10 protein-coding genes are annotated in these 12,456 nt (G+C 73.2%); 3 read left to right on the top strand and 7 right to left on the bottom strand.

The features are described from left to right. Positions 1–98: 98 nt before the first annotated feature. From LUZ64_RS34550 to LUZ64_RS34535, 4 genes are all read right to left on the bottom strand, one after another. Complete coding sequence (locus LUZ64_RS34550; protein ID WP_095583819.1) at positions 99–1,112, bottom strand: DMT family transporter; 1,014 nt, start codon at positions 1,110–1,112, stop codon at positions 99–101. Positions 1,113–1,272: 160 nt separating this feature from the next. After that, the gene (locus tag LUZ64_RS34545; RefSeq protein ID WP_095583818.1) at positions 1,273–2,298 is read right to left on the bottom strand and encodes an EamA family transporter; all 1,026 of its coding nucleotides are present in this window, start codon (positions 2,296–2,298) and stop codon (positions 1,273–1,275) included. Positions 2,299–2,310: 12 nt separating this feature from the next. Continuing rightward, on the bottom strand, positions 2,311–2,919 hold the full coding sequence (locus LUZ64_RS34540; protein WP_095583817.1) for a Clp protease N-terminal domain-containing protein: 609 nt from the start codon (positions 2,917–2,919) through the stop codon (positions 2,311–2,313). 214 nt (positions 2,920–3,133) lie between these two features. Beyond that, positions 3,134–3,751: a PadR family transcriptional regulator gene (locus tag LUZ64_RS34535; protein ID WP_095583816.1), complete on the bottom strand. Its 618-nt coding sequence runs from the start codon at positions 3,749–3,751 to the stop codon at positions 3,134–3,136. A gap of 171 nt (positions 3,752–3,922) precedes the next feature. Here LUZ64_RS34535 and LUZ64_RS34530 point away from each other — a divergent pair, with 171 nt between their 5' ends. Beyond that, complete coding sequence (locus LUZ64_RS34530) at positions 3,923–4,738, top strand: PhzF family phenazine biosynthesis protein (RefSeq protein ID WP_095583815.1); 816 nt, start codon at positions 3,923–3,925, stop codon at positions 4,736–4,738. Between the two features lie 178 nt (positions 4,739–4,916). Here the strand turns inward: LUZ64_RS34530 and LUZ64_RS34525 are convergent, their stop codons facing one another. Then, complete coding sequence (locus LUZ64_RS34525) at positions 4,917–5,720, bottom strand: CPBP family intramembrane glutamic endopeptidase (RefSeq protein ID WP_095583825.1); 804 nt, start codon at positions 5,718–5,720, stop codon at positions 4,917–4,919. Positions 5,721–6,103: 383 nt separating this feature from the next. Further along, entirely contained in the window at positions 6,104–7,606 is a 1,503-nt protein-coding gene (locus tag LUZ64_RS34520; RefSeq protein WP_095583814.1) for a glutamate-cysteine ligase family protein, read from the bottom strand. Between the two features lie 497 nt (positions 7,607–8,103). Between LUZ64_RS34520 and LUZ64_RS34515 the strand changes: the two genes are divergently transcribed. Then, positions 8,104–8,691, top strand: a complete 588-nt coding sequence (locus tag LUZ64_RS34515) for a hypothetical protein (protein WP_095583813.1) — start codon at positions 8,104–8,106, stop codon at positions 8,689–8,691. 307 nt (positions 8,692–8,998) lie between these two features. Continuing rightward, on the top strand, positions 8,999–9,205 hold the full coding sequence (locus LUZ64_RS34510) for a DUF5999 family protein (RefSeq protein WP_276522629.1): 207 nt from the start codon (positions 8,999–9,001) through the stop codon (positions 9,203–9,205). A 187-nt stretch (positions 9,206–9,392) separates the two neighbouring features. Here LUZ64_RS34510 and gcvP read toward each other — a convergent pair whose 3' ends face one another. Next, positions 9,393–12,284 carry an aminomethyl-transferring glycine dehydrogenase gene (gene gcvP, locus LUZ64_RS34505; RefSeq protein WP_095583812.1) on the bottom strand — a complete coding sequence of 964 codons (2,892 nt, stop codon included), beginning with the start codon at positions 12,282–12,284 and terminating at the stop codon, positions 9,393–9,395. Between the last annotated feature and the right edge of the window lie 172 nt (positions 12,285–12,456).

Below are 12,456 nucleotides of genomic sequence, written 5' to 3'. Positions count from 1 at the left end.
TCGGCGGGCCGGTCACGGAAGCGTCCGTGACCGGCCCGTCGTTGTTTCCGGGCGGCCGGGGGCGGCGTACGACGGCCGTCCTCCGCCGCCCGGCCGCCTCAGCCCTCCCCGGCGGCCACCACCCCGGCCGTACGGGCACCCCGGCCGCGCGTCTCGGCGACGGCCAGGGCCACCACGGCGCACAGCAGGACGGCGGTGCCCGCCGCGGTCGCGGCGGTGAGCCGCTCACCGAGCAGGAGCACGGCGATGGCCGCGGCCGTCACCGGCTCCAGGAGGGTGATCACCGAGACGGTGGTGGCCCGCACGACGACGAGTCCCGCGAAGAACAGCCCGTAGGCCAGCGCGGTCGGCACCGTCACCAGATAGCCCGTCAGCCACAGGACGCGGCCGAGTTCCCGCGTCCGCGGCCAGAGGCCCTCGACGGCGGCGAACGGCAGCAGGGCCACCGTGCCCACCACGAAGGACGACACCGTCGTGGTGAACGGGTCGGCGGCCCGGCCCTGGTGCTCGAGGGAGCGCGCGTAGAGGGTGACGACCGCGTAGCCCGCGGCGGAGAGCAGCGCCAGCGCCACCCCCACCGGGCGCACCGCGCCCGTTCCGTCGTTGCCGAGCATCAGCACGGACAGGCCGGTGAAGGCGCCGGCCACCGCCAGCACACCGCCACCGCCCAGCCGCTCCCCCATGAAGAGCCTGCCGCCGATCGCGACGAGCACGGGCGCGGCGCCGAGCGTGACCACGGTGCCGACCGCGATGCCGGTCCCGTCCACGGCCCCGAAGTAGGCGACCTGGAAGACGGTCAGACCGAGGCCGGTGACGAGGATCCGCGCGGCCCCACGCGGCAGCGTCCCGGCGGCCCGCGGGGCCCGGCGGGCCGTACGGGCGGCGCCGCGCCGCCGCAGGGCCCGTACCGCCAGCAGCAGGAGAAGACCGCCGGCCGTGCGCCAGAAGGTCAGCGCGACGGGGCCGAGCCCGCCGGCCTCCATGACCAGGTCGGCGGTGGCACCGGTGGTGCCCCAGGAGGCGGCGGCCACGGCGACGTAGAGCAGCCCCCGGCCGACCGGTATGCCGGTCACGGCCGAGGGCGCGTCGGAGTGGGGAAGGTTTTCGGGCATGACTGTTCTCCCGCGGAAGACAGGTGGTGGATGGCCTGGTGTCCCTCGTGCGGGCAGCGGCGATCCGCCCGGGGCCTCACCCCGGGCCCGGTCCTCCGGGAGCGGCCGCCCGCGCTAGGCGGCGGGAGGCGGCAGAACGGTCATCGGCATGATCAGGACCCTACGTGCGCGGTGATCCGGCCGACAACTCCCTTTCGGCGGGCGCGGCCGGGCCCTCGCCCCGTACCTCCGGAGCCGTCCCCGAGCCCTCCACGGGCCCCTCGGCCGGTGCCTTCGGCGTCGAGGACTGGGCGATGAAGGCACCGAGGAGCACCACGGCACCCCCGGCGATCTGCGGCGTGGAGAGCGTCTCGCCGAGCAGCACCCAGGCGAGCACCGTCGCGATGACGGCCTCCAGGCAGGCGACGACGCCGGCGACCTGCGGCGACAGCCGGCGTACGGAGAGGACGCCGGTGACGTAGGCGGTCACCGTGGCGATCAGCACGATCCAGCCGAGCAGCAGGGCGGCGGGCAGCCGGGTGCCGTCCATGTCGGCGCTCCCCGCGAGCACGGACCAGTCCATGCCCCACGGGCGGGAGACGGCGGTGAGGACGAGGGCGCCGACCAGCAGCCCGTAGGCGATGACGCCGACCGGGTCCGCGGGCTCTTCGCCGTCGCTGCCGTGGTCCGAGAGGACGAAGTAGCCCACCTGGCAGCAGGCGGCGCCGAGGGCCAGCAGCAGGCCGACGGCGTCGAAGCTCAGCCCCGACCACACCTCCACCACGCAGGCGAGGCCGCCGACGGCGAGGACGACCCCCACGGCCGCGGCCCGGCTCACCGGGCGCCGCTGGACGAACCGCACCCAGCCGAGCACCAGCGCGGGGGCGAGGTACTCCACCAGCAGGGCCACGCCGACGGGTATGCGGGATATCGAGGCGAAGTAGCAGGCCTGCACGCCCGCGACGGCCAACAGGCCGAAGCCCGCGAGGAGTCCGGGGCGCCGGGTCACCAGCGCGCGGTGGCGCCAGGCGACGGGCAGCATGACCAGGGCGGCCCCGGCGACCCTCAGCCAGACGACGTGGAGCGGGTCCAGACCCGCCTGGATCAGTGGCTTGGCCGCGACACCCGACCCGCCGAACGCCAGCGCGGACACCAGGGCCAGGCCCAGTCCCACGCTCCTCCCCCGGGAAACCTCAGACGCGTGCATCGGAGCATCATGTCAGCCGATGACAGGACCGTCATCCCTTTCACTCATGGCAGTTCTCCGGGCGGTCTCCGCGCGCCCGTGTCCGCCGCCACCGGAGCCGCTCCCGTGATCGTGGGCGCCGTCGAAGCCGGTGGCCAGCGCCCCGGGGTCGATCCCGGCCCGGCGCAGCACCTCGGCGGCGCGGCAGTCGCGGTCCCGGGCGAGCGCGGCGAGCAGGTCCACGCCCGCCACCCGGCCGGCACCCCGCGCCCGGGCCCGGGCGTACGCCCGCTCCAGCGCGGCCGCGGCGGGCGGCGACCAGCCGGGCGCCCGGCTGTCGGCGAGGACGGGCAGGGCCCCGGAGTCCTCGGCCGTGCCGCTCCAGCGCAGCCCGTAGCCGATGGCGCGCTGGACGAGATAGCCCAGCAGCCGTACGACCCGGCCCGTACCGCCGTCGAGGACGCGGCGCGTCTCGGGGTCCGCCTCGAGGAGGGTGTGCAGCAGATGCGCGGTGTCGACCTGCCGGTCGCCGTCGCGGACGGCGCGCCTGCGGGCGCCCGCTACCACCGAGGCCAGCTCGACGCTGAGCCGGTCCTCACAGGCGGTGCCGGCCGGTCCGATGTCACGTGTACGGCTTTGCACCCTCCCACCCCATCAGTCACGTACCCGTCCGGTCATCCCCGGCGGGAAGCATTCGCGCCTCCGACGACAGTTGGGCACACAGGGCTCCGCCCTCATCCTTGAGGAGGATGAGGGCGGATTTGTCTCAGGGGTGACGGCACTCCGGAGAGCCGTCACCGGCGGGCCCGGCCCGTCGGCCGGGCCCGTGCGGACGGGCGTGCGGACGGGCCTCGGCTCAGCTCTCGTCGGCCAGGATCAGGTAGAGCTTCTTGCGCGAGTCGTTGATGACGTCGAGCGCCTTCCGGCGCTGCTCCTCGCTGCCCGTCTTCCAGACCTGGCCGAGGGCCTCCAGCAGCTGGAAGCCGGCCTGCCGGATCTCCTGGGCGCCCTCCCAGCCGGCCCCCCGGCCGACCTCCTCCCAGGGGGTGGCGGAGCCGGCGTCGGCCTCGGCACGGCCGGCCTCGGTGAGGGTGAACAGCTTCTTGCCGCCCTCGCTCACGCTCTCGATCAGGCCCTCGTCCTCCAGCATCTGGAGCGTGGGGTAGACCGAGCCCGGGCTGGGCTTCCAGGCGCCGCCACTGCGCTCGGCGATCTCCTGGATCATCTCGTAGCCGTGCATCGGACGGTCCTTCAGCAGGGCCAGGATCGAGGCGCGGACATCACCGCGCCGCGCCCGGCCGCCCGGGCCGCCGCGCCCCCGGCCCCGGGGCCCGCCGAACGGTGGTCCACCGAACGGCGGCCCGCCGAAGCCCGGCCCGAACGGACCGAAGGCCGCGCGGCGCCCCTCGAAATCGCCCGGTCCGCGGCGGCCGCGGCCGTGGTGCTCGTGTCCCTGCGTGTGTGTACGCCACATGGCGCATCCCCTCTCGTCGATCGGTGTCGCGGAACTCCTTCGATCACTACTCTTGATCAGTCGCGATACATCAACGATATATCGGTAGCGCTCGTTCGGCAACGCCTTGCGGGCCAGATTCCGGAGATTGGCTCTGGCCTGCGGCTTTGCCCGCTCCGATACGGTCCGGGCATGCGGATTCGAATCGTCGACGCGTTCACCGACCGTCCCTTCGCCGGCAACCAGGCCGGGGTCCAGCTCCTCGACACCGAGGAGTTCCCCGACGACACCCGGCTCCAGCGGATCGCCGCCGAGCTCAACCTCTCCGAGACGGCGTTCGCCCACCGGCTCCCGGCCGGCGGGGAGGCGGACTGGGCCCTGCGCTGGTTCACACCGGCCACCGAGGTCGACATGTGCGGCCACGCCACGCTCGCCACCGCGCACGTCCTGCACACCACGGGCACCGCCACCGGCACCGTCCGCTTCGCCGCGCGCTGCGGGATCCTCACCGCGACCGCCCATCAGGACGGCTCCGTCACACTGGACTTCCCCACCTCGGAGCTCGTACCGGCCGCGGTCCCCGACGGGGTCGCCGACGCCCTCGGCGCCGAGCCCCTCGGCGCGTACGACACGAGCCCGCACGTCGGCGACCTGCTGATCGAGCTGGCCGACGAGAAGACCGTACGCGCCCTGGACCCCGACATCCCGGCGCTCGCCCGGCACTCCCGGCGCGGCGTCATCGCCACCGCCGCGGCCGAGGACCCCGCGAACGGCTACGACTACCTCTCGCGCTGCTTCTTCCCCAACGTCGGGATCGACGAGGACCCGGTCACCGGCAGCGCGCACACCGCGCTGGCCCCCTTCTGGTCCGCCCGCCTGGGCCGCGACGACCTGACGGGACTCCAGGCGTCCGCCCGCGGCGGGTTCGTACGCACCTCACTGCGCGGCGACCGGACACTGCTCACCGGCAGGGCCGTCACCGTCATCGAGGGCGACCTGCTCGTCTGATGCCTCGCGCCACGCGCGGGGCCGGGCCGGATCGGGCCGGGTGAGGCGGCCCCGACCGGGTCCGTCCACCCGCCCGACGGCCGAGGCCGGGCCGCTCACCCGACGCACAGGGCCGCGCCGCTCGCCCGGCGTGCGGCGCCGGGACCGTGCCACGGGCTCCCCGGGGCGCGCCGCGGCGTCAGGCCGTGGGCAGCCAGCCCACCTTGCCCGCGAGCAGCGCGTAACCCACGAAGGCCACGATGTCGATCAGCGCGTGCGCGGCGACCAGCGGACCCACCCGCCCCCACCGCCGGTAGAGCAGCACGAACAGCACGCCCATCGCCATGTTCCCGAGGAACCCGCCGACCCCCTGGTACAGGTGGTACGAACCGCGCAGCACGGCGCTCGCCGCCAGGGCCGCCGCCGGGGTCCAGCCCAGCTGCCCCAGCCTGCGCAGCAGATAGCCGACGACCACGACCTCCTCCAGGACCGCGTTCTGGAGGGCCGAGGCGATCAGCACCGGCAGCTTCCACCAGACGTCGGGCAGCGACTCCGGCACCACCGTGAGGTTGAAGCCGGCCGCGCGGGCCCCGAGGTAGAAGAACAGCCCCGTACCGCCGATCGCGGCCGCGAGGCCCGTCCCCCGGGTGAGGTCGAAGCCGGGGCGCGACCGGTCGAGGCCGAGCGTCCGCAGGCCACCGCGGGACGGGTCCTCCCGCAGCAGCAGGTGCGCCACGAGCAGGACGGGCACCAGCGCGGTCGCGATGCCGAAGAGCTGCCAGGAGAGGTCCAGCCACGGCCGGCCGGGGGCGTGCGAGGTGTTGAGCCGCGCCGCCTGGTCCTTGAGCCCGCCCGGCCTGGTGAGCACGCCGACAAAACTGATCAGCGACGACACCGCGCTCGCCCCCAGCGACAGCGCCAGGACGAGCAGCGTCTCGGAGCCCAGCAGGCGCCGCCGGGACGCCGCGCCGGACGGCGGCCCGGCCGGCGCCTCCGCCAGGATGCCGCCCTCGTCCCGCGCGTTCCGCCGCACAACCGCCTCCACTTCGCGTGCCCCGGCCCGCCCGGGAGGCCGGGCCGTCGTCACAGCTTGCCCGACGGCCGCGCGGCGGCGCGGCAGGGGGTACGCCCGCGCCGGACGGCGCCGGACGGCGGGGGCCGCAGAACGACGGCCCGGTACGGGACAGTGAGGGCTCCGGGACGACCTCGGCGCCCGGCCGCGACGGCTTCGGGACGACGGCCCGGTTGCGGGACAGCCGGGGCCTCGGAGCGACCCCGGCGCCGGGCCGCGACGACCGGGCGGCGACCGGCGGGACGCGCCCGCGCGCGGCGACGCCATGGCCTCCCGGCGGGGGCCGTGTCCATGGCCTCCCGGCCGGGGCCGCGTCAGTCCGCGATCCCCGGCGGCCAGGTGTGCACCGGCTCCCCCGTCCGCATCAGCTCGCAGTAGCGGCGCGTCGTCGCGGCGAGCGCCTTGTCCCGGTCCAGGCCCCGCTCCAGCGCCCGGTGGTAGGTGTCGACCTGCCAGGAGGCTCCGTTCACCCGGCGCCGGCAGCGCTCCTCGATCACCCCGAGGTAGCGGTCCCGGTCGGCCGGCTCCACCCCCCACGCGTCGAGCCCGGCGGCCGCCAGGGGCAGCAGCTCCTCCTGTACGAACCGGACGGCGGGCATCCGGGTGAGCCCACCGACCCGGCCGGGCTTCGGCCAGCGCAGCCAGGCGTCGATGCCGTGGCGGCACGCGGTGTCGAAGTTGTCCGCGGCGACCCCGAAGGGCATCCGCGTCCAGACCGGCCGGGGCTCCTCCGCGAGCGCCCGGACCACCCCGTAGTAGAAGGCGGTGTTGGCCATGACGTCGGTGATGGTGGGGCCGGCGGGTAGCACGCGGTTCTCCACGCGCAGGTGCGGCACCCCGTCGGCGACCGCGTAGACCGGCCGGTTCCAGCGGTAGATCGTGCCGTTGTGGAGGGTGAGTTCGTAGAGCTCGGGCACACCGCCCTCGGCCAGCACCCGCACCGGGTCCTCGTCGTCGGAGAGCGGCAGCAGGGGCGGGAAGTAGCGGAGGTTCTCCTCGAACAGGTCGTAGGCCGAATCGATCCAGCGCTCGCCGAACCAAGTGCGCGGGCGCACCCCCTGCGCCTTGAGCTCGGGCGGGCGGGTGTCGGTGGACTGGACGAACAGCGGCGGCCTGGACTCGCGCCACAGCTCCCGGCCGAAGAGGAAGGGGGAGTTGGCGCCGACGGCGATCTGCGCGGCCGCGACGGCCTGCGCGGCGTTCCACACGGCGGCGAAGCGCCTCGGCGTGACCTGGAGGTGCAACTGCACGGAGGTGCAGGCGGCTTCGGGGGCGATGGAGGCGGCGGTGCAGGTCAGCCGCTCCACGCCCTCGATCTCGATGGTGAAGTGCTCCCCGCGGGCGGCCAGCAACTGTTCGTTGAGCATCGAGTAACGGTCGGCCTCGGAGAGGTTCGCGGAGACCAGATGACCGTCCCGGAGGGTCGGCAGAATTCCGATCATCACGATGCCGGAATCGACCTCCATCGCTTTGCGGTCGGCATACGACAATCCCGTTCGCAACTCCTCGGCGAGCTGATCGAGCACCCGCCCGGACAGCCGGTGCGGAACAATGTTCACCTCAAGGTTGAAGCGGCCGAGCTCGGTCTGGAAATCCCCGCTGGCGATACGTTTCAGCACTTCGGTGTTCACCATGCTCGGCATACCGTCGGGTCCCGCGAGATTCAGCTCGATCTCCAGGCCCACAAGGTTCCGGGGACGGTCGAATCGCTTCTCCGCCAGCAGCCTCGCCAACACGTCCAGGCACTGCCGGAGCTTGTCCCGGTGGCGCTGCCGGTCGGGGAGAGCGAACCTGTCGGCCACGACCTTCTCACCCATCGCGGCGTCCTTCCTGGCACGGGTCACCCGGGGCGCCGGCCGCCCGGGTCACGGTCGATGATGCCCAGCCATTGTGATCGATAACGCCCCGTCGGACCCGCCTACCCGGTAGGCTCGGCAGTACGCACGCGTTGGCACATTCCGTAGGCAAGGAACAAAACTCCGTATTTCCGCATGCCGCTGGTGATAAACACCGATGAGATCCGGCCTACCCTGCCCGGGATGTCATACGAGGTGACGCGCGCGGACCCGGCACAGAATCCCCGAAATCCCCCCTGGACAGGGCCCGGATTTCCTCTTGCGGGAAATACTCACGACGGCTAGCCGAAACACCATGTGAACATGTGTCGTATAAACTTCGTTGACGAGGCAGAGAGCAGGCGCCCCGGCCCCGGTTGTGTCGGTACGGTCCCCGGCCCCCCTCTGACCCCGCACGCTGACAGCGTCGTCCGCACCTGCCCAGCACAACGTGTCTCCGAAGTGAGAGGCGACCCACCATGCCGCTGCATGTCCCCCCTGCCCCCGCGCCTGCCCTGCTGAGCATCGTCACCGCCCTTGGCTCCCCGACCGCCGTGCGCGAGGCCCGCACGCCTTCCCTGAAATCCGCGCAGGGGCCCCTGACGCCCGAACTCCCCTTGCCCGTCCACCTCCTGGAGCGGGACACCCACCGCGGCGGCACCCCACGCACCCGGCTCACCGGCTGGCGCTTCCTCATCCGCGGCGGCGAGCGGGCGGTGGCCGCGGCCGACACGGCACCGACGGCGGACGGCTGGGCGTTCTCCCACTTCTTCGAAGGCCCCTACCTCGCCTCGACCGAGCGGGCACTGCGCCAGGCCGAGGCATTGACGACGCCTTACCAGCCCCGGCTGCTGTCCGTGCCGGAGCTCTACATGCTCACGCTCTGGCTGCACGGCGACGTCACGGCCGACGCCGCCTCCGGGCTGCCGGCCCCCGGCGACCTGCTGGTGCCCCTCGCCCCGGCACCACCGGGCATCGCCGCCCACCGGCCGCACCGCTTCGGCGAGCTGCTGCCCGTCATCTCGCTGCGGCTCACACCGCCGCCCTTGCTGAAGACGCCCGCCTGACGCGGGTCCGACGCGCGACGAAGCCCCGCGGCCCGCCACCACGCCGCGGGGCGCACACCTGTGCTCACCCTCGCGGACTAGCCCGTGACGACCATGCCGGACCACCCGAAGTGGCGGTGCGGCAGGTGGCAACCGCCCGCACGGGTGACGCGTCCTCATCCAGTGAGGAGCGCTGCCGGGAAATCCCTGCGGAATCACGCCCGTGGGGCAACACTGGTATCGACCAACCGATTCGCCTACGGGGGGCGGCATGACCACCGCATCGAGCCGCAGGACAGCCACCACATCAGAGCGAAAGATCCCTTCCATGTGCCAGCACCAGCCCGCGTGTCCCACCGCCGACTCCACCGACCGGGAAGCCGCCCATCTCGTGGCGCACCACCCGGAGCAGGGCTGGAGCCTGCTGTGCAACGGCGTCCTCTGCTTCGAGGACACCGGTGAGCTGCTGCCGGACGGCCGGATCATCGCACCGCACCGACCGTTGGACGCGGATCATGTGGTGACCGCTGCCTGATATCGGCATCCACGCACGGCCGCACGCGCGACACCGCACGAACGTACAGACGCGCAAACGTACAGACGCACAGAAGAACAGGCACACAGAAGAACAGCACCACGCACATGAAGGGGCCGGCCCGGCGCACTCGCCGAACCGGCCCCGACCCGGGTCCTGACCGGACCCGTCAGACCCCGAGGGTCCCTCAGCCCTCGTACTCCTCCATGGGCGGGCAGGAGCAGACGAGGTTGCGGTCACCGTAGGCACCGTCCACGCGGCGCACCGGCGGCCAGTACTTGTCGGCGGACACCCCGGCCGGGAAAGCGGCCTCCTCACGGGTGTACGGGTGCTCCCACGCGCCGGTCACCGAAGCGGCGGTGTGCGGGGCGTTCCGCAGCGGGTTGTCGTCCTTGGCCCACTCCCCCGAGCCGACCTTCTCGATCTCGGCGCGGATCGCGATCATCGCCTCGCAGAAACGATCCAGCTCTGTGAGGTCCTCGCTCTCCGTCGGCTCGATCATGAGCGTCCCGGCCACCGGGAAGGACATGGTCGGCGCGTGGAAGCCGTAGTCGATGAGCCGCTTGGCGACATCGTCCACCGTCACACCGGTCGCCTTGGTCAGCGGCCGGAGGTCGACGATGCACTCGTGCGCGACCAGACCGTTGGGGCCGGTGTAGAGCACGGGGTAGTGCGGCTCAAGGCGCTTGGCGATGTAGTTGGCGCCGAGCACCGCGACCTGGGTGGCCCGCTTGAGGCCCTCGCCGCCCATCAGCCGGACGTACGCCCAGGAGATCGGCAGGATGCCCGCGGAGCCCCAGGGGGCGGCCGAGATCGGGCCCACGCCCGTCGCCGGGCCGGCGGTGGGCTGGAGCGGGTGGTTGGGCAGGTACGGCGCCAGGTGGGCGCGGACGCCGACCGGGCCGACGCCCGGGCCGCCGCCGCCGTGCGGGATGCAGAAGGTCTTGTGCAGGTTCAGGTGCGAGACGTCGCCGCCGAACTTGCCCGGCTTGGCCACGCCCACCAGCGCGTTGAGGTTCGCGCCGTCCACGTACACCTGGCCGCCGGCCTCGTGCACGGCCGCGCAGATGTCGGCGACGTGCTCCTCGAAGACGCCGTGCGTGGACGGGTACGTGATCATCAGCACGGCGAGCTCGTCGCGGTGCTTCTCGATCTTGGCGCGCAGGTCCTCGGCGTCGACCTCGCCGTCGTCCGCGGTCTTGACCACGACGACCTTCATGCCGGCCATCACGGCGCTCGCGGCGTTGGTGCCGTGCGCGGAGGACGGGATCAGACAGACGGTGCGCTGCTCGTCGCCGTTGGCGCGGTGGTAGGCGCGGACGGCCAGCAGGCCCGCGAGCTCGCCCTGCGAGCCGGCGTTCGGCTGGATCGACACCTTGTCGTAGCCGGTGACCTCGGCGAGCCGCTCCTCCAGCTCGGTGATGAGCGTGAGGTAGCCCTCGGCCTGCTCGACCGGCGCGAAGGGGTGCAGCGCACCGAACTCCGGCCAGGTGACCGGCTCCATCTCGGTGGTGGCGTTGAGCTTCATGGTGCAGGAGCCGAGCGGGATCATGCCCCGGTCCAGGGCGTAGTCCCGGTCGGCGAGACGGCGCAGGTAGCGCAGCAGAGCGGTCTCGGAGCGGTGCTGGTGGAAGACCGGGTGCGTGAGGTACTCGTCGGTGCGCAGGAGGCCCTCGGGGAGCGCGTCGGCCACCGAGGCGTCGAGCGCGTCGAGGGACTCGATGTCCGCGGCCACCCCGAACGCGGCCCAGACCGCGGCCAGCTGGGCGCGGGCGGTGGTCTCGTCACAGGCGATGCCGACCAGGTCGGCGTCGACCAGGCGGAGGTTGACCCCGTTCGCCCGGGCTGCCGCCACGACCTCGGCCGCCCGGCCGGGGACACGGGCGGTCAAGGTGTCGAAGTACGAGCCGTGCGCGATCTCGACACCGCCGGCCCGCAGCCCCTCGGCGAGCAGCGTGGCGTAGCGGTGCGTGCGACGGGCGATCGCGGCGAGGCCCTCCGGGCCGTGGTAGACGGCGTACATGCCGGCCATGACGGCGAGCAGCACCTGCGCGGTGCAGATGTTGCTGGTGGCCTTCTCGCGGCGGATGTGCTGCTCGCGGGTCTGAAGGGCCAGGCGGTAGGCCTTGTTGCCGTCGGCGTCGACGGAGACGCCGACGAGGCGGCCGGGCAGGCTGCGGGCGAACTGCTCGCGCACGGCCATGAATCCGGCGTGCGGACCGCCGAAGCCCATGGGCACGCCGAAGCGCTGGGTGGTGCCGACGGCGATGTCGGCGCCGAGCTCGCCGGGCGAGGTGAGCAGGGTGAGGGCGAGCAGGTCGGCGGCGACCGTGACGACCGCGCCGAGCTCGTGGGCGCGCTCGATGACCGGACGGAGATCGCGCACGGCGCCGGAGGCGCCGGGGTACTGGAGCAGGACGCCGAAGACACCGCGCTCGGCGATCTCCTCGGGGATGCCCCCGGTGAGGTCGGCGACGACGACCTCGACCCCGGTGGGCTCGGCGCGGGTCTCGATCACGGCGATGGTCTGGGGCAGGGTGTCGGCGTCGACCAGGAAGACGCCCTGCTTGACCTTGCCGACCCGGCGGGAGAGCGCCATGGCCTCGGCGGCGGCGGTGCCCTCGTCGAGCAGGGAGGCGCCGGAGGTGGGCAGTCCGCTGAGCTCGGCGACGACGGTCTGGAAGTTCAGGAGGGCTTCGAGTCGGCCCTGCGAGATCTCCGGCTGGTACGGCGTGTAGGCCGTGTACCAGGCGGGGTTCTCCATGACGTTGCGCAGGATCACCGGCGGGGTGAACGTGCCGTGGTAACCGAGGCCGATCATCGGGGCGAGGACCTGGTTGCGGTCGGCCAGCGTGCGCAGCTCGGCCAGGACCTCGGCCTCGGTGCGGGCGGCGGGCAGGGCCAGCGCCTCGGTGCTCTTGATCACGTCCGGCACGGCGGCGGCGGTGAGTTCGTCGAGCGAGCCGAAGCCGACCTGGGCGAGCATCTTGGCCTGGGCCCCGGCGTCGGGCCCTATGTGGCGCTGCTCGAAGGGTGTGCCCCGCTCCAGGTCGGAAAGGGAGATGCGGTGGGCTGTCATCTGCGGAGGCCTCCTGGTCGTTGCGACCTGCGAGGGGTACCACGGCGCGGGTACCCGAACGGCCTCCCCCTCTGTCATCTCAACCTGAGAGCTTCACCGGGCCGCCTCACACAGCCCAGCTTTCACCGTCGGTGAGGACGGGCTTCGGCGTCGTGCCTGACCGGGCCCGCCC

The sequence above is a fragment of the Streptomyces albireticuli genome, assembly GCF_021228125.1.
Lineage (GTDB): Bacteria > Actinomycetota > Actinomycetes > Streptomycetales > Streptomycetaceae > Streptomyces > Streptomyces albireticuli.
Note: the sequence above shows the minus strand (reverse complement) of the source record. Positions and strands in the feature narration are given on the sequence as shown.